The 19,191-nt window shown below is 74.5% G+C and carries 18 protein-coding genes; 6 read left to right on the top strand and 12 right to left on the bottom strand.

The features are described 5' to 3' along the window. Nucleotides 1-401 precede the first annotated feature (401 nt). On the top strand, nucleotides 402-1,328 hold the full coding sequence (locus tag AB0N17_RS20710; protein WP_366012857.1) for a hypothetical protein: 927 nt from the start codon (nucleotides 402-404) through the stop codon (nucleotides 1,326-1,328). 22 nt (nucleotides 1,329-1,350) lie between these two features. Here the strand turns inward: AB0N17_RS20710 and AB0N17_RS20705 are convergent, their stop codons facing one another. Next, a complete protein-coding gene (locus tag AB0N17_RS20705; RefSeq protein WP_366012856.1) occupies nucleotides 1,351-1,749 on the bottom strand; it encodes a nuclear transport factor 2 family protein in 399 nt (132 codons plus the stop codon). Nucleotides 1,750-1,821: 72 nt separating this feature from the next. Between AB0N17_RS20705 and AB0N17_RS20700 the strand changes: the two genes are divergently transcribed. Together AB0N17_RS20700 and AB0N17_RS20695 are read left to right on the top strand one after the other, a co-directional pair. Then, on the top strand, nucleotides 1,822-2,385 hold the full coding sequence (locus tag AB0N17_RS20700; protein WP_366012855.1) for a PadR family transcriptional regulator: 564 nt from the start codon (nucleotides 1,822-1,824) through the stop codon (nucleotides 2,383-2,385). Nucleotides 2,386-2,389: 4 nt separating this feature from the next. Further along, a complete protein-coding gene (locus AB0N17_RS20695; protein WP_366012854.1) occupies nucleotides 2,390-3,133 on the top strand; it encodes a class I SAM-dependent methyltransferase in 744 nt (247 codons plus the stop codon). On the opposite strand, the gene AB0N17_RS20690 is transcribed toward AB0N17_RS20695, so the two are convergent. The 6 genes from AB0N17_RS20690 to AB0N17_RS20665 all read right to left on the bottom strand — a co-directional run bounded on the left by AB0N17_RS20690 (nucleotide 3,111) and on the right by AB0N17_RS20665 (nucleotide 8,705). Continuing rightward, a complete protein-coding gene (locus AB0N17_RS20690) occupies nucleotides 3,111-3,866 on the bottom strand; it encodes a GntR family transcriptional regulator (RefSeq protein ID WP_366012853.1) in 756 nt (251 codons plus the stop codon). The genes AB0N17_RS20695 and AB0N17_RS20690 overlap by 23 nt on opposite strands. 165 nt (nucleotides 3,867-4,031) lie before the next feature. Continuing rightward, complete coding sequence (locus AB0N17_RS20685; RefSeq protein ID WP_366012852.1) at nucleotides 4,032-5,216, bottom strand: serine hydrolase domain-containing protein; 1,185 nt, start codon at nucleotides 5,214-5,216, stop codon at nucleotides 4,032-4,034. A 110-nt stretch (nucleotides 5,217-5,326) separates the two neighbouring features. Beyond that, nucleotides 5,327-6,295 (bottom strand): acetylxylan esterase, encoded by a 969-nt coding sequence (locus AB0N17_RS20680; protein WP_366012851.1) that lies wholly within the window; start codon nucleotides 6,293-6,295, stop codon nucleotides 5,327-5,329. Nucleotides 6,296-6,522: 227 nt separating this feature from the next. Beyond that, nucleotides 6,523-7,185: a hypothetical protein gene (locus AB0N17_RS20675; protein ID WP_366012850.1), complete on the bottom strand. Its 663-nt coding sequence runs from the start codon at nucleotides 7,183-7,185 to the stop codon at nucleotides 6,523-6,525. 151 nt (nucleotides 7,186-7,336) lie between these two features. After that, the gene (locus AB0N17_RS20670; protein ID WP_366012965.1) at nucleotides 7,337-8,056 is read right to left on the bottom strand and encodes a ferredoxin reductase; all 720 of its coding nucleotides are present in this window, start codon (nucleotides 8,054-8,056) and stop codon (nucleotides 7,337-7,339) included. Between the two features lie 43 nt (nucleotides 8,057-8,099). Next, nucleotides 8,100-8,705 (bottom strand): molybdopterin-dependent oxidoreductase, encoded by a 606-nt coding sequence (locus tag AB0N17_RS20665; protein WP_366012849.1) that lies wholly within the window; start codon nucleotides 8,703-8,705, stop codon nucleotides 8,100-8,102. A 214-nt stretch (nucleotides 8,706-8,919) separates the two neighbouring features. Here AB0N17_RS20665 and AB0N17_RS20660 point away from each other — a divergent pair, with 214 nt between their 5' ends. After that, a complete protein-coding gene (locus AB0N17_RS20660) occupies nucleotides 8,920-9,681 on the top strand; it encodes a GNAT family N-acetyltransferase (RefSeq protein ID WP_366012848.1) in 762 nt (253 codons plus the stop codon). 22 nt (nucleotides 9,682-9,703) lie between these two features. On the opposite strand, the gene AB0N17_RS20655 is transcribed toward AB0N17_RS20660, so the two are convergent. Further along, nucleotides 9,704-10,102, bottom strand: coding sequence for a MarR family winged helix-turn-helix transcriptional regulator (locus AB0N17_RS20655; protein ID WP_366012964.1), 399 nt, complete (start codon nucleotides 10,100-10,102; stop codon nucleotides 9,704-9,706). 125 nt (nucleotides 10,103-10,227) lie between these two features. On the opposite strand from AB0N17_RS20655, the gene AB0N17_RS20650 reads away from it, so the two are divergent. Continuing rightward, on the top strand, nucleotides 10,228-11,367 hold the full coding sequence (locus tag AB0N17_RS20650) for a hypothetical protein (protein WP_366012847.1): 1,140 nt from the start codon (nucleotides 10,228-10,230) through the stop codon (nucleotides 11,365-11,367). A gap of 260 nt (nucleotides 11,368-11,627) precedes the next feature. Here AB0N17_RS20650 and AB0N17_RS20645 read toward each other — a convergent pair whose 3' ends face one another. From AB0N17_RS20645 to AB0N17_RS20635, 3 genes are read right to left on the bottom strand one after another with little or no spacing between them, the layout of a single operon-like run. Next, nucleotides 11,628-12,869 (bottom strand): VWA-like domain-containing protein, encoded by a 1,242-nt coding sequence (locus AB0N17_RS20645; protein WP_366012846.1) that lies wholly within the window; start codon nucleotides 12,867-12,869, stop codon nucleotides 11,628-11,630. Beyond that, nucleotides 12,866-14,119, bottom strand: a complete 1,254-nt coding sequence (locus AB0N17_RS20640) for an AAA family ATPase (RefSeq protein WP_366012844.1) — start codon at nucleotides 14,117-14,119, stop codon at nucleotides 12,866-12,868. The genes AB0N17_RS20645 and AB0N17_RS20640 overlap by 4 nt, the downstream gene beginning before the upstream one ends. 45 nt (nucleotides 14,120-14,164) lie before the next feature. Then, on the bottom strand, nucleotides 14,165-15,739 hold the full coding sequence (locus tag AB0N17_RS20635) for a hypothetical protein (RefSeq protein WP_366012842.1): 1,575 nt from the start codon (nucleotides 15,737-15,739) through the stop codon (nucleotides 14,165-14,167). A gap of 302 nt (nucleotides 15,740-16,041) precedes the next feature. Between AB0N17_RS20635 and AB0N17_RS20630 the strand changes: the two genes are divergently transcribed. Then, on the top strand, nucleotides 16,042-16,908 hold the full coding sequence (locus tag AB0N17_RS20630) for a putative protein N(5)-glutamine methyltransferase (RefSeq protein ID WP_366012841.1): 867 nt from the start codon (nucleotides 16,042-16,044) through the stop codon (nucleotides 16,906-16,908). A gap of 3 nt (nucleotides 16,909-16,911) precedes the next feature. Here the strand turns inward: AB0N17_RS20630 and AB0N17_RS20625 are convergent, their stop codons facing one another. Then, a complete protein-coding gene (locus AB0N17_RS20625; RefSeq protein WP_366012840.1) occupies nucleotides 16,912-18,990 on the bottom strand; it encodes a SpoIIE family protein phosphatase in 2,079 nt (692 codons plus the stop codon). Nucleotides 18,991-19,191 lie beyond the last annotated feature (201 nt).

Raw genomic sequence — 19,191 nt, 5'->3', positions numbered from 1 at the left:
GGAGGGAGGCGTGCACACGGCCTCCGGGCGGCGGGAACGACACCCCGGATACGGCACGGAAGGCCTGGTCACGAGGTGGTGCTGAGCTGAAGCCCGGGCCGGTCGGAACCTCGGCCGAGGGGCTGGATGAAGAGAGAAGCGGTGCCGGTGCCCGTACGAGGGGGCGCCGCAAGCGCTGTTCGGCACTATACCGGTGCTTCCGATCCCGTCAACACGGAATCGTCGGCCTGTGTTCCCGCCGCCGACGGCGACTCCGACGGCGACTCCGACGGCGACTCCGTCACCGAGCCCTCGGGACCGAGCCGCCTGCCGGGGTCGCGGAATCGCACCAGACGTCCCCAGGCAGTAACGATCCCGGACGTCCAGGGACTTGACCGTCAACCGTGGACTATGTTCAGGACATGTCCACGCCACCGCAGCCCCCGCAGCCGGCCGACCAGCCGACTCCGCAGCCCGCTCCGCAGCCGGCCGTCCCGCCGCAGCCGACGGCCTACCCGTACCCGAACCCGCAGTCCCCGCCGCCGGGCGGCTTCTACGCCCAGCCCACACTGGTCGGCCAGCCGGCGGCCCAGCCCGCGGCCGGACAGCCGGGACAGGCGGGCCAGTTCGGGCAGCAGGGCGGACCGCAGCCGGGGAACCCCTACGTGCAGGCACCCCAGTACGGCCCGGCGGTGCCCGTCGCCGCGCCGGGCGGTGGCGGCGGGGCCGGGAAGGCGGTGCTGTGGGCGGCGGTCGGCGCGGTCGTCGCCTCCGCCGCCTGGGCGGCCGGCGTCTTCCTCGTCGGCGGCACGTCGGACAGCGCGGACCTGCGCGGCTACGCGGCGCCCGCCAACATGTGCTCCGGCGCCGACTACTCCTCCTTCAAGGCCGAGTATCCCGCGGACGACTCCACGCCCACCAAGAACTCCCTCAAGGACAAGGCGCTGGACGAGAGTTACTGCAGCCTGGGCCTGAAGAAGACCGGCTCCTCGTACGCCGACGCGTATCTGACCATGCAACTGGACCTGCACAAGAAGTCCGACCCGGGACCCGAGTTCACCGCCACCTGGAAGAACTACGGCGACAGCCATACCGGTTACGACGTCTCGCCGGTCAGCGGCATCGGTGACGAGGCCTACCTCGTCAGTCAGGACACCACCAGCGGCTCGTCCAGCAGCGGTTCCCGCTACGCCACGCTCGCCGTCCGCGACGGCTGGGTGACGTACACGATGAGCTACAGCGTCTACCTGTCCTCCTACGACGAGGACAAGAGCCCGCCCGCGCTGAGCGATGTGGACGAGTGGCTGAAGAAGGACGCCAAGGCGACGCTGGGGCAGTTGCGGGGCTGAGCGCGGGCCGGGGGGCACGGGCTCACGCCGACCGCGCCTCCGCCTCCTTCGCGATCTGCTCGAACCGGGCGCCCATGGCCTCGGCCAGGGCGTGGGCGCCCGACAGTGGACGGACCATGACCATGAAGTCGTCGATGAGGCCGTCCTCGTTCACACGCAGGAAGTCGCAGCCGGTCAGCTCGCGGTCGCCCACCCGGGCCGTGAAGACCAGCGCGTGCTCCTTCCCGGCCGGGTCGCCGATCTCCCGGACGTAGCGGAAGTCCTCGAACACCTCGGCGACCGCGCGCAGGATCGCCGCGGTGATCGCCTTGCCCGGATACGGCTTGAAGACGACCGGGCTGGTGAAGACCACGTCCTCGGCCAGCAGCGCCTCGGCCGCAGCCATGTCCCCGGCCTCGACCGCCTCGCGGAACGCGCGCATCGGATCACCCCGCATAGTCAATTAATTGAATAGGTGCGGGTGAGAGTAGTCAACGACTGCTAGCGTGTCCACATGTCGCTCAAGTACGCCGTCCTGGCCGCCCTGCTGGAGGGCGAGGCCTCGGGCTACGAGCTGTCGAAGGGGTTCGACGTCTCGCTCGCGAACTTCTGGCCCGCCACCCCGCAGCAGCTCTACCGGGAGCTGGAGCGCCTGGCGCAGGACGGGCTGGTCCGGGCCCGGACGGTGCGGCAGGAGCGGCGCCCGAACAAGCGGATGTTCACGCTCACCGAGGCCGGCCGGGCCGAGCTGGGCGCGTTCGCCGCCGAGCCGCCGAAGCGGCCGACCGCGATCCGGGACGAGCTCCTCATCAAGGTCCAGGCGATGGACGGCGGCGACCCGGAGACCACCCGGGCGCTGATCGAGGAGCGCAGGGGCTGGGCGCGCGGCAAGCTCGACCGCTACCACCGCCTGCGCGACCGGCTCCTCGACGGCCGCACCGAGGACGAGTACCTGCGCACCGCCGACCGCGTCGGCCCGTACCTCACCCTCCTGGCCGGGATCGCCTTCGAGGAGGAGAACCTGCGCTGGTGCGAACGGGTCCTCACGGTGCTGGCCGAGCGCGTGGCCCTGGGCTGACGGCATGTTCGGTCCCGGTGGTCCCAGCGTGCGTGAGCTCGCCGTGCAGGCGCTGTCGTCCGTCGAGCGCGGTTACGACCTGCTCGCCCCCAAGTTCGACCGCACCCCGTTCCGCACGTCCGACGCGGTGCTGGAGGCCGTGGCCGACGCGCTCGCCCCGCTCGGTCCCTTCGAGGACGGTCTGGACCTGTGCTGCGGCACCGGCGCCGGGGTGGAGACGCTGGCGGGACTGTGCCGCAACAGCGTCACCGGGGTCGACTTCAGCGCGGGCATGCTCGACGTCGCCCGGCGCCGGCTCCGCCCGGCCGGCGGGCCCGAGGCCGTCTGGGTACGCGGCGACGCCCGGGCCCTGCCGTTCGGGGCCGCCTTCGATCTGGTGGTCTCCTTCGGGGCGTTCGGTCACTTCCTGCCCCGGGAGCTTCCCGGACTCTTCACCCAGGTCCACTCGGTCCTGCGGCCCGGGGGCCGTTTCGCCTTCCCGGTGCTCGCGCCGCCCCGCCCGACGCAGTCCGCCTTCTGGGCGCTGCTCGGCTTCGACGCGGTGATGCGGGTGCGCAACGCGCTGTGGCGTCCGCCGTTCGTGATGTACTACCGGGCCTTCCGGCTGGCCGAGGTCACCCGGGAGTTGAGGCGCGCGGGCTTCACGGTCGAACTGTCCGCGCTGCCCGGGTTCGGCAGGCGCGACGACGGCAGCCCCCGGGCCCGGCTGGTGGTCGCCCGGCGGCTCACCCCGCCGACGGCAGCGTGAACTCGTAGACCAGCGCGTCCCGTTCGGCGTCCACCAGCAGATCGGTGATCTCCAGCGGGCGGGCGTACTGGTCGTGCACCCGCCGGGTCACACGGACCGAGGGGGCGTCGCCGACCTGGGTGATGGCGTCCCGGTGGTGCAGGGTCAGACCGGCCTTGCGCATCCAGTCGTAGGCCCGCCACAGCTGGGCGGGGGTGGCCCCGTCGGCCCGGTCGCGGTACCGGGCCAGCTCCGCGACCTCGTTCAGCGCCACCGCCGAGAACGAGGTCACCGCCGTCCGCAGGGACCGGCCGTCCGGCGAGGCCGACCGGTAGCGGTGCATGAGCGTCGGCCGGTGCGGGGCGAGGCCCAGTGCCCGTGCGTGCTCCGGCGGCGGCGCCTCCCAGGTCACCGTCGCCCGGTCCAGCGTGCCCGGGTCCACCGAGCGGACGCCCACCGGGAAGGCCAGCGATCCCGGCGTCTCGACCGGCCGGCCGGGCAGTGTCGCATGGCTGCCGCGCCGGTCGGTGGCGACCAGACCGCCCCGGCGCAGCACCTCCAGCGCCTGCCGGACGGTCTCCCGGCTGACCCCGAAGTACGCGGCCAGATGCCGTTCACCCGGCAGCCGTTCACCCGGCGGAATGGTGCCGGCGCGCAATTCGTCGAGCAGCAGGGCCGCGACCCGCCCGTACAGGGGCCGGTCGTCGCTCTGCGGGGGTTCGTGCGGGGGTTCGTGCGGGGTGGTGCGGGCCATGCCGCGCCCTCCTGTTGGTCACGAGACGTAGCCGTGCGGGCTCATTGCGCGACCACACTTAGCATTGGTCTAAACCACAAGGGAAGAGCGGCCCACCCGTTTCGGCCGAAACGCACCCGCGTGCTCAGGGTGCCGTGCCGCGGGGCGAAGGTGCCGGCGAGAGGGTCACAGGGCGCTGTAGAGCGCGTCGATCAGCGCCATCTTCCGGGGATCGTCGGCGATGCGCGGCCCCATCCGGTTCATCACGTAGCCCAGCGACACCCCCGCCTCCGGGTCGGCCAGCCCGCACGAACCGCCGAACCCGTCATGACCGAAAGCCCGCGGGTTCGGGCCGTACGACCCCCGCGGGCCGCTCAGCCACAGACCGAGCCCGACCTCGGTCTCGCCCTCGAGCCCCGCGCCCAGCACCAGGTCACGGCAGGGCCCCTGCCCCTCGCGCACCCGCTCCGCCGCCTGCGGGGAGAGGATCCGCCGGCCGCCGTGGGAACCGCGCCCGGCGAAGACGCCGTAGAGGGCCGCGACCGCCCGGGCGGTGCCGTGCCCGTTCGCCGCGGGGATCTCCGCGGACCGCCACTCCGGGGTGTTCGCCTCGGCCGCACCGACCGGGGGATTGGCCAGCGCCGCCAGCGCGGCCGGTGTCAACTGGCTGAAAGCAGAGGCCCGTTCGCTGCTCGGCACCGCCGGCGGATGCACCAGCTCGGCGGCCCGCCCGGCCTCCGTCGCGGGCAGGCCGACGGTGAAGTCGATCCCGAGCGGTCCGGTCACCTCACGCTCCAGGAAGGCGCCGGGCCGCAGGCCCGAGACGCGCCGCACGACCTCGCCCACCAGGAAGCCGTACGTCAGCGCGTGGTACCCGGACCGGGTGCCCGGCTCCCACCAGGGCTCCATGGCCGCGAGGCGCGCGGTGGTCAGCTCCCAGTCGTACAGCGCGTCCAGCGAGTGCGGCTCGCGCAGGCCGGACAGCCCGGCCCGGTGCGACAGCAGATGGCGCACGAGCACCTTCTCCTTGCCCGCCGCCGCGAACTCCGGCCAGTACCGGGCCACCGGTGCGTCGAGGTCGAGCAGGCCGCGGTCGGCGAGCAGATGCGCGCACAGCGCCACCGGGCCCTTGGTGGTCGACCAGACGTTCACCAGCGTGCTCCGCTCCCAGGGGCGGGTGCGGGCCGCGTCCGCCCACCCGCCCCACAGGTCCACCACCGTGACACCGTCGACGGTGACCGCCACCGCGGCGCCGAGCTCGCCCCGCGTCCGGACGTTCTCCTCGAACGCCTCCCGCACCGCCGCGAAGCGCGCGTCGCACCGGCCGTGGATCCGGGGCCGCTCGGTCTGCGATGGGTCCTGCACGGACATGGGGCCTCCCTCGTCGCCGGGAAACCCGGGACGCGACGCCGCGGCCCGGGCACCCCGAACGTACCGACTGGTCGGACTGGAGGGAAGGGCCGGTGCCCGCTCGGGCGCGGTCAGGCGTACGAGTCCAGCCAGCGCACCTTCCGCGCCTCGTGGAAGGGGCCGCCGCCCTCGTGGTCGTTGAAGTCGTACACCTCGATGGCCTTGTCGTCGTGCGCCCAGGCGTTGAACGCCGCGTACACCGTCGACGGCGGGCAGGTCTGGTCCTCCAGAGCCGCCGAGAACAGGGCCGGGGCCCGGCCGCGCGCGGCGAAGTGGACAGCGTCGAAGTAGGACAGCGTGCGCCGCACCTCCGCCGCGCGGCCCCGGTGCGTCTTGAGGAACAGGCCTATCTCACGGTAGGGGTGACGGTCCGTCAGCGTCGTCGCGCGCGGGAAGTCGCACAGGAACGGCACGTCCGGGGCGACCGCGACCAGGTCCGGGACCAGACCGCCGACGGCGAGGGTGATGCCACCGCCCTGGCTCGCGCCGAGGACCACCGTGCGCGTCGCGTCGGTCAGCGGGTGCGAGCGGGCCGCCTCGACCGCGCGCACGGCGTCCGTGTACACGCGGCGGTAGTAGTAGTTCTCGGGCGCGTCGATGCCCCGCGTCATGAATCCGGGGTACGCGGGCGCCGCGCCCACCGGGTCCGCCGTGCCGCCGCCGGCGCCCCAGGCGCTGCCCTGTCCGCGGGTGTCCATCGTGAAGTGCGCCCGGCCGGTGGAGGACCACAGCAGGTTCTCGTGGGGGAGTCCGCGCCCGCCGCCGTACCCGATGAACTCCACGACCAGCGGGAGCGGTTCGGTGGCGCCGGCGGGCAGCCGCAGCCAGCCCTTGACGGGGTGGCCGCCGAACCCGGCGAACGTCACGTCGTACACCTCGACCGTGGACAGCCCGGTCTCCACCGGCTCGAACCGGGCGTCCAGACCGTGCTCGCGCGCCTGCTGCAGGGTCTTGTCCCAGAAGGCGTCGAAGTCCTCGGGCTCGGTGGATTCGCTGCGGTGGGCGCGGAGTTCATCGAGAGGAAGGTCGAACAGGGCCATCTGCGACCGCCTTGGTGGAGGGAGACTGCGTCCGCTCACCGTACGTGGGCGATCGCGGGCCTGACCAGGGTCCTGGTAAGCGCTTGCTCCCCGGTGCGTGCCACAGTGCGTGGTCCCGGTGCGTGCCCACAGTGCCTGCCCGCCGTGCGGCGGACCCCTCACCGCCGCCGGACGATCGGCCCACCGAGGGACCGACCGGCGTCACCCGGCGGCCGGCCACCCCGCGATCACGCGCGCGGCTGGGTCCACCTCGGCCCCGTCCGGGCCCACTCCCGCTCCCACTCGGCCAGCCGGTGGCGCAGGGCGATGCGGCGTTCGATCGCGTGCCCCAGGAGGACGACGGCCGCCGCGCCGCCCACCGCGCTCAGGCCGACGGTGATCGCGTGCTGCCAGACGGCCGCGCCGTCCGGCGGCGGCAGGACGTTGCGGCCCCGGGAGTCGAACCACACCGGGACCGTGTCACCGGTGTGCGTCCCCGACGGCACCCGGGCCCACGCGGTCCGCTGCCCCTTGCCCGGCTCGGTCCAGCGGACCTGGGCGCGGTAGGGGTGCTCGCGGTCGCCCTTCATCGCGGTCAGCCGCTCCGGCGGGTCGCCGACGACCAGGGCCCGCACCTGGTGGCGGGTGGCCCGCTCCGTCGCCGCCAGCGCGCGGGCCTGGTCATGGGCGTGCAGCCCGGCGGCCACTCCGGCCAGGGGGACGACGACACACAGCAGGACGGCCACGACCAGCACCGTCCATGCCTCCACCACGTCCGACCGGCGCCGCAGCGGATTGCGCCGCCAGCGCCAGCCACGCACCCGGGTACGCATGTCCACCTCCTCGCCGCCGCCGGAGCCGGAGAGCCGGACGAGCCGGAGCACCGGCCCGTCACCCCCGCCGCCGCTCACGCACACGAGCGTCCACATCCGTCTCGTACCCCGTACGGCGTCCCTCGCTCACGCTGTTGCCCGCGAGTTCAGGCCCTTCTGAAGCGCGGAACGCGCCATGCGCCCCACGATCGCGCGGTCGGCCCCGCCGCGCGACCCGAGCGCGGGAAGCTCAGCCGAAGCGCTCGATGCGGATCCGGTCCACCGGCTGGCCCGCCGCGACCAGCAGCCGGGAGGCGTGCTCGGCGAACCCGTTGGACCCGCACACATAGGCCTCCCACCCACCGGATGGCTGCTCGGCCAGGAGCGGCGCCACATGTGCGGCCGCCATACGTCCCACCGGCGTCCCGGCGGGGGCGCTGCGGGTGAACACGGGCGCCGTCTCTGCGCCCAGCTCCCCCGCGTAGAACAGCTCCTCGGGGCTGCGCGCGGACACCAGCATGCGCAGCGGCACGCTCAGGCGGCGCGCCCGGTGGTGCCGCACCATGGACATCAGCGGTACGACGCCGGAGCCGGCGCCGAGCAGCAGGGCGGGCCGGTCGCCGGGCCAGGCGAAGAACCCGCTCAGCGGGCCGCGCACCTGCACCGTGTCACCGGGGCGCGCGACCGTGTGGAACCAGCCCGAGACCTCGCCGTCCGGAACGTGGTCCAAGGTCAGCTCGATGTGCCCCGAGTCGTCCGGCGCCGAGGCGATCGAGTAGTGGCGCTGCGCGGTGTACCCGTCCGGCGCGGTCAGCCGCAGCATCAGATGCTGGCCGGGCAGATGCCCCGCCCAGTGCGGCACCGCGAGCCGGAACGTGGCCGCGTGCGGTGTCTCGCGCCGGATCTCCGTCAGCGTGGCGGTCTGCCACTCCGTGGCCACCTGGCCGCTCACGGCGATGCGGCCCGGCACCGCGAAACGCGCCGCGGAGGCGGTCGTCTGCGTCGTCACCGTCTCAGTCACCGGAGTACCGCTGCTCCTCCCACGGGTTGCCGCGCGCGTGGTAGCCGTTGTGCTCCCAGAAGCCCTGCTCGTCGTGGTCGAGGAGGGTGATGCCCGCGATCCACTTGGCGCTCTTCCAGAAGTACAGATGGGGCACCAGCAGCCGCGCCGGACCGCCGTGTTCGGGCGGCAGCGGCTCCCCGTCGCACTCCCAGGCGATCCAGGCCCGCCCGCCGGTGAGGTCGGCGAGCGGCAGGTTCGTGGTGTAGCCGGTGTGGGAGCGGGCCAGCGCATGGGTGGCCGACCCATGGGGCCGGACCACATCGAGGAACGCGTCCAGCGAGACGCCGCCGAACCGCACGCCGAACTTCGACCAGCCGGTCACGCAGTGGATGTCGCCGGCGTACGCCGAGGCCGGCAGCGCGTGTGCCGCGGCCCAGTCCCAGGTGTGCGGCCGCTCGGCCAGGCCGTCGATGCGGAAGGACCAGTCGGTGGCCGCGAGGTCGGGGGTGACCTCGGCGGACAGGACGGGCCAGTCGTCGCCCGCGTCGTACTGCCCCGGCAGCAGTCCGGGGTGGTGGACGCGCGGGCGGCCCGTGAAGCCTCGCGTGACGTTCATGCTTCAACCGTACGCTGTCGTTCCGGATGCTCCGTCCCAGGTCGCCGGGCGGATTGTTGCGGCCGTACGAAGTCTTCCCGGGGCCGGGAATACCGGCTCGCCGCCGCTCCTTGGCGATCGGTGCCGGCGGTGGTGCGCCGGCACCCGTACGAAAGGAGTGTGGAACGAGGATGCCCAAGGCGTACAACTCCAGGACCGTGACCGAGGTGACGGGGTGAGCCGCCCGACCCTTCCGGGCGGCCCCGGCAGCGGTGCCGCAGACACCCCGCACCTCCTCGACAACCCCGCCCTCGCCTCGCTGACCGGCCCGCACGCCCGCTTCGCCGAGCGGCGCGGCCGGGTGCTGCGCTACCCCGTCGACGTCTCCCCGTGGCTCGCGCTGCCCGACGAGCCGGACGCGCGGGACTGGGACGACCTCGCGGCGCTGGCCGGCCCCGGCGCCGAGGTGCCGCTGCCCGGTTTCCGCGGGCAGGTCCCGGACGGCTGGGAGGTGACCTTCCGCGTCGACGGCGTGCAGCTGGTGGACGACGGCCTCGCCGCCGCCCCGGACCCGGAGGCGGTCCGGCTCGGCCCGGCGGACGTACCCGAGATGATGGACCTGGTGGAGCGCACCCAGCCCGGCCCCTTCCTGCCGCGCACCATCGAACTCGGCACCTACCTGGGCATCCGCCGCGAGGGCGCGCTGATCGCCATGGCGGGGGAGCGGCTGCACCCGCCGGGCTGGACCGAGATCAGCGCCGTCTGCACCGACCCGGCCTTCCGCGGCGAGGGACTGGCCACCCGGCTCGTCCTGGCCGTCGCGCACGGCATCCGGGAGCGGGGCGAGACCCCGTTCCTGCACACCGGCGCGCGGAACACCGGTGCCATCCGGCTCTACGAGTCCCTCGGCTTCCGGCTGCGTCTGCGCACGGCGTTCCTCGCCGCGAAGACGCCCGAGCGGCTGACCGACGACAGGGCGGCGGTGCCGGTGCCGTAGCCGGGAGGCCGGCCCGGCTCCGTCAGCCGGCGCCGGCCCCGCCCGGGTCCGCGTTGTAGCGCTCCAGATAGGCCGCGAACCGCACCAGGTCCTCCTCCGGCCAGTCCGCGAGCCGCTCCCGGAAGGCGGCCCGGCGGCTGCGGGTGACCTGGGCGAGGATCTCCTCACCGGCCTCCGTCAGATGCAGCACCTGCACCCGGGCGTCCTCCGGGTCCGGCCGGCGCTCGATCAGCCCGGACCGCTCCAGCGCGGCGACCTGGCGGCTCACCGTGGACTTGTCCAGGGCGTAGTGCGCCGCCAGGTCCGTCGCCCGGCAGCCACCACGCTCCTCGAGGTGGCCGAGAAGCGTGTACGACACCAGCGACAGCTCGGGGTGCATGCGTCCCGCCGACGCGCGGGCCCGGCGGGCGAAGATCGTCATCTCGCGCTGGATCGTCTCGACGGCCGACTCCGCTGCGCTCACGGGATTACCTCCTCCGGCGTTCTAGTTGTATAGTACAACTTGAACCGAAAGTTGTATAAGCCAACCATTGGAGGTCGCACGCGATGAGGTCACCGGCCCTGCGCCATGTGCTCACGCACCTGATCACCCCGCTGCTGATGTGCCTGGGCATGGGGCTCGCGTACATGGGGGCCTTCGTCACCCCCGAGCCGCACCACCTGCCGGTCGCGGTCGTCGGCACCGCCCCGCAGGCCAAGGTCTTCGCGCAGACGGTCAAGGACACCGCGGGGGACGAGCTCGACGTCCGTACGGTCGCCACCCGCGCCGACGCCGTCGGCCTGCTGAAGTCCCGTGACGTGACCGGCGCCTATGTGCCGAGCGCCAAGGCACCCGAGCTGCTGGTGGCGAGCGCCGCCTCCGACATGGGTGCCACGGCCGTCGAGAAGGTCTTCACACCGGTCGCCGCCCACGAAGGCGTCCCGCTGAAGATCACCGACGTGGCCGAGCCGGTCGCCGACGACCCCACCGGGCAGGGCCTGTTCTTCCTGCTGATCGCGCTCAGCATCGGCTCCTACGCCTCGGTCGCCGCCCTCGGTGCCGCCGGTGCCACCCTGCCGATGCGGATCAGGGCACTGCTCACGCTCGGTGTCTCCGCCGCGGTCAGCGGCATCGGCACGCTGCTCGCCGGACCGGTGTTCCACCTCGCCCACCACGACCTCGCGGGCGTGTGGGGCATGGCCTGGCTGTACGCGGCCGGCATCCTCTTCCTCGGCGTCGGGCTGCACACCTTCCTGAAGCGGTGGACCACGCTGACCATGATGGTGCTGTTCGTGATGCTCAACTTCACCAGCTCCGGCGGGCTGTTCCGCCCCGAACTGCAGAACGGCTTCTTCGGCACCCTGCACGCCTTCTGGAACGGCGCCGGCTTCGTCGAGGGCGTCCGCAGCCTGCTGTACTTCGGCGACGACGGTCTCTCGCGCACCGTGTGGACCCTCGTGGCCTGGCTGCTGGTGGGCCTGGTGGTCACCGGGATCGCGGCCCTGTACGAGCGGCCCCGGCAGGCCCGGCACGCGGCCGGCCACGCCGGAACCGCACCCGAGACCGAGCCCGCGGCCACCCCCGCCGCCGCAGGGCCCGACCGGGAGCCGGCACGGGCGGCCGACGAGGAGTCCGCGGAGAGGGCCGCCGCGGAGACGGCCGCGGCAAGGGCCGAGGAAGAGGTCGAGGAGACGGTCGGCGTCTGACCCCGGACGCGACCGGAGACAGGGAGCACGCCCATGGCAGGGCGGAGCTCCCTGCCGGCCCACCACCCCACTGGGGGCCCGGCCCGTCACCTTGCCGCCGCCCCGGCCCGTCAGCGCGCCTTCGGTTCCGCCCGGTGTCCCGCTGTCGCCCCGGCCGGTCACCCGCGCCTTCGGTTCCGCCCGGTACCCCGCCCCCGCCCCCGCCTCCGCCGGTCACCCGCGCCCCGGCCCCGCCCGGTGTCCCGCGCCCGGCCCGTCGCTCACCCCGTGGCTGCCCCGATCGTCACCACCCGTGCCCACGGTGGTGGTTCGTCCGGCCGGTAGTCGGGGTCGTCCTCGTCGTACGCGCCGCCGGACCGGGGGAACAGGCCCACCACCGTGCGGCACGCCGGGCGCGCCTCGGGCCAGGGGGTCTGGCCGTCGGTCAGGACCACCACCACGTCGGGCCGCGACCGCAGCGCCCGGGCGAAGCCGGTGCGCAGATCCGTCCCGCCACCGCCCACCAGCTCGATGCCCTCCGTACGGCACAGCGGCTGCACGGCCCGGGCCGCGGCATCGCAGGACAGCACCGAGACCAGGTCCCGCCGCCCGCCCACCGCCCGGCAGATCGCGGTCACCTCCAGCAGCGCGCTGCCCAGTTCGTCGTCGCTGACCGAGCCCGAGGTGTCGACGACCACGCACACCCGGGGCGGCCTGCGCCGCAGACTCGGCAGGACGACCCCGGGCAGCCCGGACGAACGCCGCGCCGGCCGGCCGTAGTGGTAGTCCTCGCCCGCACCCGGTGCGAAGACCGCCGAGCGGAGCGCCGAGCCCAGCAACTGGCGCCACGGCTGCGGCGGATGGAACACCTCCCGCGCCCACCGCCGCCAGCCCCGCGGCGCGTCGCCCGGACGGCCGTTGATGCCCTGCGCCACCCGGAAGCGGATCGCGTCCCGTTCCTGCTCGCTCAGCCCGTACGCGCCCTCCGGCCCCAGCTCCCACGCCCGGTCCAGCCCGTCGGCGCCGCTGCCGCAGTCCAGCCAGGCCAGCCGCTCCAGCTGCGGACCGAGCCGGAACTGCCGCAGGTAGTCCTCCATCAGCTCACCGTCCGACAGCCCCAGCCGCTCCGGTGTGACGGCGCCTTCGGGCCGCACCAGCCCCGTCCCGTAGACGTCGTCGTTGATCTCGCAGTCCGCGGCGATGTTCATCCGCAGCCGCTCCGCGGGCCCGGTCAGCCCGTGCTCGCGGGCGTACCGGTCGCTGCGGCCGTGGTGGTCGCGGAGCAGGTGCGCCACCTCGTGCACCCACACCGCCGCCAGCTCCTCCAGCGGCGTGCGGTCCACGAACACCGGGGAGACGTAGCACCGCCAGTACCGGTCGACCCCCATCGTCGGCACCTGCCGGGACTCCACCGGCCGCAGGGCGAACAGCGCCGTCGCCAGATACGGCCGGGCGCGGGCGGCGTGCAGCCGCGCGGCGAAGAGCTTGCCGCGGTCCAGCGCGCCGGGCGCGTCCGCCGTCATCGGCCGGCCCCGGCGCTCCGCACGGCGCGGCGGGCGGCGTCGTCGGCACGCCGGGAGAGCGACACCGCCCCCGCGAGCCGCTCGATCGCGGCCGGCACGTCCCAGTCCTCCCGGCGCAGGGAGGCCAGCGTGGTCGCCGGGACGACCACGACGTCCGGTGCCCCGGTCTCCATCGCCCGCACCAGCAACGCCCAGGCGGCGTCCCAGCGGTCCCGCTCCGGACGGGTGCGGACCGCGTCCACCACCCCGTCCAGCACGGCCTGCCGCAGATCTCCGCGTTCGGGCAGTTCGGCGCCCGCCGGGTCGGCGAGCAGCGTCTCGGGGTCGGGCAGGTCCATGCGGTCCAGGATCGCCAGCAGCTCCAGGCCGGGACCGTCCCCGACGGTGCCTCTGACCAGCAGCGACAGCACGTCCCGCGAGGATCCGGCGGCGGTCGCGAACGCGATCAGCCGCAGCGTGGCCTCCCAGCTCCGGGGCGACGGCCACGCACCGCCCCGCCGGCTCTCTCCGGCGGGCAGCCGGTGCACGAGCCCCGGCCGCGCGACGAGGAACGCGCACACCGCGCGCCGGGCGAAGGCCACGGCCTCGGACAGCCGGCCTGGGTCGAGCCGGGGCAGGGTCGCCCGCGGCCAGGTCCCGCCGAGGCCCCGTACGACGACGTCGTGGTCGTGGGCCCACTGCAGATGCACGAACCGGTTGGCCAGCGGCGGGCTCAGCTCCCAGCCGTCGGCCGCCGAGGACCGCGGGTTGGCGGCGGCCACGATCCGCACGCCGTCCGGCAGCCGCAGCGCGCCGATCCGCCGCTCCAGCACGAGCCGCAGCAGGGCCGCCTGCACCGCCGGGGGAGCGGTGGACAGCTCGTCCAGGAACAGCAGCCCGCGCCCGGCCCGCACCAGCCGCACCGCCCAGTCCGGCGGGGCCATCGGGACGCCCTGCACCGCCGGATCGTCTCCTACGACGGGCAGCCCGGAGAAGTCGGACGGCTCGTGGACGCTGGCGATCACCGTGGTCAGGGGCAGGTCCAGGGCGGCGGCGAGCTGGTTCAGGGCCGCCGTCTTGCCGATGCCGGGCTCACCCCACAGCAGCACCGGCAGGTCGGCGGTCACGGCCAGGGTCAGCGCCTCCAGCTGGATGTCGGCGCGGGGCTCGGTGGTGGTGTCCCGGAGGAGGGTCAACAGGGCGTCCGCGACGACCAGTCGGGAGGGCTCCGGCTGGTCCACGGGCAGGGCGGGGGAGAGGGCAGAGGTCATGGAGGAATCACCTGTGGTGTGAAGTCGTGGAGCGGGACGGGAGGTTCAGAAGAAGGTGACCGGGCGGGTCTCGCGCCGGGAGGGACGGCGGCCGCCGGAGGTGCGGCGGCCGTCGGAGGTGCGGCGGCCGTCGGAGGTGCGGCGGCCGTCGGCGGTGCTCCGCCCGGCGGAGGTGTTCCGGTCGACGGAGGCGCGGCCGGTGCCGAGGAGGCCGGAGCCGGTGTGACCGGTGCCGGTGAAGCCCGCCCGGTACAGGCCGTAGGCGATGCGGCGCTCGGCGGCGGCCGCCAGTTCGTCCCGCAGCGGGCCGTCGCGCAGCACCGCGGCGGGGCCCAGCAGCCCCTCGACCACGGCCAGGGCGCCGGGGACGTCGCCGTGGTCCAGCCGTTCCCGGGCCCCGGCCAGACAGTGCGGACGCCGGTGCGCCTCGTCGACGGCGCGCAGACAGGGCAGCGGCGGGCCGCCGAGCGCGGCCAGCAGTTCCTCGCGCCGGATCTCGGCCGGATCGTGGTCCAGCGGGGCCAGCGCGCCGTCGACCAGGCCGATGCGGTGCGTGGCTCCCCGGCACTCGACGCGCCGTGCTCCCGCGGCCGGGTCGTCGTCCCGCACCGGGTCGGCCGGTTCCCACCCGGGGGACAGCGCGGCGGCCACCAGCGGGTGCAGCTGCCCCGGCCGGAGCAGCCCGGCGCGGAGCAGCTCCAGGTCGGGCAGCACCCAGGTCGCCGCGTCGGGCAGCACGGGCAGGGTGGAGAAGCCGCCCGGCGGAGGCTGCGTCACGACCCGCAGGGCGGGACCGGGACCGTCCGGGGCGGCCGGGTGAAGTGCCCGCACAGCCCCCGCACCCTCATCGCCCCTTCCGGCGAACGGAGTTGACCAGGAGGCGGGCCGCCTGCCGCCATCCGCGTCCGTCGCCGGCTCCAGCGCCAGTCGGCGTCCGCCGCCGAGCCGTACCGCGAAGGCGCTGGTGGAGTGGCCCTCGGCCGCCAGCAGGAGGGCCGCCTCGGCCGCCCATCGGCCGACGGCACAGCCGCGGACCGGCGGGACGAGCCCGAGCGGATCGGCCTGCGCAGGCGTAGGTCCGCAGGCTCCGGCGCGGTCGCGCAGGCCGGCGGCCCGGCGGGCGTCCCACAGGTGGCGGTGCAGGTCGAGCCGGTAGCGCCGGTTCGGGTGCGGATGCGGATGGTTCCCGCACACCGCCTGCTCCGGGTCCCACAGTGCGAGGCCGATCCGCTGGCCGGCGTCCGCCCAGGACGGCGGGGTACGGGCCACGAGGTGCAGCGGGCCGGCCCGGCCGGGCCGCTCGTACCGGGCCAGCGTGAGGGTCAGACCCGGGCGGAGCAGTCCGTCGGGCGCGACCCTCGGCATGTGCCAGCGCAGCAGATCGGGTGCGAGACCGCGGAGGTCGGCACGGAGCCTGGCCGCGGTCTCCCGGCCGTGGGCACGGGCGACGGAACGCAGATCGAGGTCGACGTCGAACCGGGCGGCGGCACAGGCGCCCGCCCAGTCCCCGGCGCTGCGGCGACCGGTGGCGGTCTCGATCATGGAAGGTGGCACGGCGTACCGACGCACGCGCAGCCACAACGAAAGCCGGGAATCCCCGTACGCGGTCGAAGGGAGCATCAGCGCTCACCTTGCGCGGACGGAACCCCCGATCTCTGCATCGAATGAGTGGTCATCGAGGCGAGCCTAACCACGGACCCGGCGCCGCGTCACCCGGTTTTCCACCGTGACGGCCGGGCGCGGGCGTTGGGGTATGGTGGCCGTCCGGTCGCGCACGGTGCGGCCCCGATCGCCGAGGAGGTGGGATCCATCACCGCTGTGTCAGCCGGGGTGCTCATCCCTCAGGACAGCGCGGCGCACCGGCAGCGGTGACCGCGGGAGCGCCCTGCACGTCTCGCGCTCGCGAAAGGCTCTCGGCCTCCATGCCCTCCGTGCCTCCTGTGCCGCCGGTACCTCCTGCGCGGCCTGTAGCTCCTGTACCGCCTGTATCTTCTGCTCCCTCTTCCGCGCCCTCTTCTGCTCCGTCCGCCGCCGCCGTCGTCTCGGCGTTGCGCGCCGCCGGATGCGTCTTCGCCGAGGACGAGGCGGAGTTGATCCTCGCCACCGCCCGTACCGCCGGGGAACTGTCCTCGATGGTGGACCGGCGCGCCGCCGGGTTCCCGCTCGAACACGTTCTCGGCTGGGCCGAGTTCCACGGGCGGCGCATCGCCGTGGAGCCCGGGGTGTTCGTGCCCCGCCGCCGTACCGAGTTCCTGGTCGACCAGGCGCTCGCCGCGGCCCGGGACGCGGCCGTGGTCGTGGACCTGTGCTGTGGTTCCGGCGCGCTCGCCGCGGCCCTCGCCGCCGCCCTCGACGGCGTGGAGGTGCACGCCGCCGACATCGACCCGGCCGCCGTGCGCTGTGCCCGCCGCAATCTCGCCCCCTTCGGCGGCCGGGCCCACCAAGGCGACCTGTACGACGCCCTGCCCGCCGCGCTGCGCGGCCGGGTCGGCGTTCTCACGGCCAACGTGCCCTACGTCCCCACCGCCGAGGTGCCCCTGCTGCCGGCCGAGGCCCGCGAGCACGAGCCGCTGGTCGCCCTGGACGGCGGCGCCGACGGCCTCGACGTCCTGCGCCGGGTGGCCGCGGGGGCGCCCGACTGGCTCGCGCCCGGCGGCTGCCTCCTCTCCGAGACCGGCGAGCACCAGGCACCGGCCGCCGTGCGGGCCTTCACCGACGCGGGCCTGACGACCCGGCTGGCGGTGTCGGACGAGCGGTACGCGCACGTGGTCGTCGGCGTCCCCCCGTGACCGTCACGGCAGCTGCTGTGCCCGGGCGATGAGCAACGCCACGTCGTCGTGGTTGTCCGGGTGGTGCAGGGCCCGCAGGAGGAGGTCGCAGGCCTCCTCCAAGGGGCGCGCGGGGTCGTCGAGCTGGGACAGCAGGAAGTCCAGGCGCTCGTCCAGCGAGTGGCAGCGGGTCTCCACCAGTCCGTCGGTGTAGAACACCAGCTCGTCACCGGGCTCGAAGTCGACGGTGACGGTGCGGAACTCGACCCCGCCCACCCCCAGCGGCACCCCGGTGGGCAGGTCGAGCAGTTCCGGCGGCCGGCCCGGCCGGACCCGGACCGGCGGCAGATGGCCGGCGTTGGCGATGCGGCACTGGCGCAGATGCGGGTCGTGGACGGCGTAGACACAGGTCGCGATCGAGTGGTCCAGGGCCGAGGTCGTCTTGTCCAGGTGCTCCAGCAGCTGCGCCGGGTCGAGGCCGAGCGCGGCCAGCGTGGTGGTCGCCGTACGCAGCCGGCCCATGGTCGCGGCGGCGCTGATGCCGCTGCCCATCACGTCGCCCACCACGAGCGCGGTCCTGTCGCCCTCCAGCGGGATCACGTCGAACCAGTCGCCGCCGACCTCGCTGGTCGCCCCGGCCGGCTGGTAGCGGGAGGCCACCTCCAGGCCGGTCGTGACCGGTGGGTGGCTGGGCAGCAGGCTGCGCTGCAGCGTGAGCGCGGTGTTGCGGGCGTTCTGGTACCAGCGGGCGTTGTCGATCTGCACGGCCGCGCGGGCGGCCAGCTCCCGGGCGAGCAGCACGTCGTCCTCGCCGAACGGCGCCGGGTTGCGGGTGCGTTTGAGGTCGAGGGCGCCCAACACCTCGCCGCGCGCGATGAGCGGCACCGCGAGGTACGAGTGCAGGCCGGCCCGGCCGAGCAGTTCCGCCGCCTCGGGGGAGCGGGCGATCCGGGGGAGGTCCTCGTCCTTCACCTGCGGCACCAGCACCGCCTCACCCGTGCGGACGCACTCGGTGACCAGCCGGTCGGGAGCGTACCGGGCGATCCGGCCGGGCGGATCGGCGGCCCGCACCGCGTCAGAGCCGTCCTGGGGCCGTAGCGCGAGGGCCCGGATCACCGCCGACTCCAGCGGTCCCAGCGTGCTGGGCCGGCCCTCCACCACCGCGTCCAGCAGGTCCACGGCGGCCACGTCGGCGAGTTCCGGGACGGCGACCTCGGCCAGTTCGCAGGCGGTGCGCTCCAGCTCCAGCGTCGTACCGATCCGGGCGGAGGCGTCGGCGACGACCGCGAGCCGGCGCCGGGCGGCCTCCGCCTCCACGGAGGCCCGGTGCTGCTCGGTGATGTCGACGACCGAGACCGCCACGCCGAGCACATTGCCCATGGTGTCCTCGAGCCGGTACAGCGAGTGCGCCCAGGTGTGGTCCTCGTCCGGGTCGGCGGGGGTACGGCCGACCAGCGTGTCGTCGATCACGGGCACGCCGGTCTCCAGCACCCGCAGGGCGCCCGCTTCCACGGTGGTGGAGTCCAGCATCGGCAGCACCTGGCGCAGCGTCCGTCCGATGTGCTCGGCGGCGGGCACCCCGTTGATCTTCTCCAGCGCGGGGTTGACCGAGACGAACCGCAGCCCGGTGTCCAGGACGGCGTATCCGATCGGTGACTGCTTCACCATCCGCTCGGACAGCGCCACGTCCTGCTCCAGCCGCCGTACGGTCGACTGGTCGGCGGCGAGCCCGAGCGCGTACACGTCACCTCGGTCGTCCAGCAGCCGCATGTTGCGGAACTCCACCACCCGGGTGCTGCCGTCCTTGTGCCGGACCGGGAAGCCGCCCGCCCAGCTCTCCCCGGTGCGCAGCACGTCGGCGAAGAGCTTGCCGACCAGCTCCAAATGCCGCTCGTGGACCATCAGCCGGGCGGCGTACTCGCCGAGGGCCTCCTGCGCGGTGTAGCCGAACAGCTCCTCCGCCTGGGGGCTCCACAGCACGATCCGGCCGTCGGTGTCCAGCACCACCGAGGCCACGCCGAGCACGTCGAGGAGACCGCCCGGCCGCATCGGTCCGCGCGTGGGCTCGCCGCCCTCGGCCGCCGCAGCCTCGGCTGCACTCATGCCACGCACCGCCTTCGCCCGTCCGCACGGCACGTCGTCCCCCGTGCCGACTCCCCTTGCTCTACCGCTCTCACACCCGACTCTCCGACGCCTGCGCCCGCTACCTCCACCATCGCTCAACACGGCGACGGACGTGCGCCCGGAACCACCGCGCCGTGCGGGGGTGCGCGCAGCGCCGTATCTCCTGCCGAGACCGTACAG

Origin of the sequence: Streptomyces sp. NPDC051133 (assembly GCF_040682635.1) — a bacterium.
Classification (GTDB): domain Bacteria; phylum Actinomycetota; class Actinomycetes; order Streptomycetales; family Streptomycetaceae; genus Streptomyces.
This window is presented reverse-complemented; position numbering and strand designations above follow the sequence as displayed.

Bases quoted from the DNA above. Each gene is read 5' to 3' on its own strand.
- AB0N17_RS20640 (WP_366012844.1), bottom strand. From the start codon at position 14,119: ATGACCTCTGCCCTCTCCCCCGCCCTGCCCGTGGACCAGCCGGAGCCC.
- AB0N17_RS20625 (WP_366012840.1), bottom strand. From the start codon at position 18,990: ATGAGTGCAGCCGAGGCTGCGGCGGCCGAGGGCGGCGAGCCCACGCGC.
- AB0N17_RS20705 (WP_366012856.1), bottom strand. From the start codon at position 1,749: ATGCGCGCGTTCCGCGAGGCGGTCGAGGCCGGGGACATGGCTGCGGCC.
- AB0N17_RS20680 (WP_366012851.1), bottom strand. From the start codon at position 6,295: ATGGCCCTGTTCGACCTTCCTCTCGATGAACTCCGCGCCCACCGCAGC.
- AB0N17_RS20700 (WP_366012855.1), top strand. From the start codon at position 1,822: ATGTCGCTCAAGTACGCCGTCCTGGCCGCCCTGCTGGAGGGCGAGGCC.
- AB0N17_RS20630 (WP_366012841.1), top strand. From the start codon at position 16,042: ATGCCCTCCGTGCCTCCTGTGCCGCCGGTACCTCCTGCGCGGCCTGTA.
- AB0N17_RS20635 (WP_366012842.1), bottom strand. From the start codon at position 15,739: ATGCTCCCTTCGACCGCGTACGGGGATTCCCGGCTTTCGTTGTGGCTG.
- AB0N17_RS20665 (WP_366012849.1), bottom strand. From the start codon at position 8,705: ATGAACGTCACGCGAGGCTTCACGGGCCGCCCGCGCGTCCACCACCCC.
- AB0N17_RS20655 (WP_366012964.1), bottom strand. From the start codon at position 10,102: ATGACGATCTTCGCCCGCCGGGCCCGCGCGTCGGCGGGACGCATGCAC.
- AB0N17_RS20650 (WP_366012847.1), top strand. From the start codon at position 10,228: ATGAGGTCACCGGCCCTGCGCCATGTGCTCACGCACCTGATCACCCCG.
- AB0N17_RS20690 (WP_366012853.1), bottom strand. From the start codon at position 3,866: ATGGCCCGCACCACCCCGCACGAACCCCCGCACGAACCCCCGCAGAGC.
- AB0N17_RS20645 (WP_366012846.1), bottom strand. From the start codon at position 12,869: ATGACGGCGGACGCGCCCGGCGCGCTGGACCGCGGCAAGCTCTTCGCC.
- AB0N17_RS20710 (WP_366012857.1), top strand. From the start codon at position 402: ATGTCCACGCCACCGCAGCCCCCGCAGCCGGCCGACCAGCCGACTCCG.
- AB0N17_RS20695 (WP_366012854.1), top strand. From the start codon at position 2,390: ATGTTCGGTCCCGGTGGTCCCAGCGTGCGTGAGCTCGCCGTGCAGGCG.
- AB0N17_RS20685 (WP_366012852.1), bottom strand. From the start codon at position 5,216: ATGTCCGTGCAGGACCCATCGCAGACCGAGCGGCCCCGGATCCACGGC.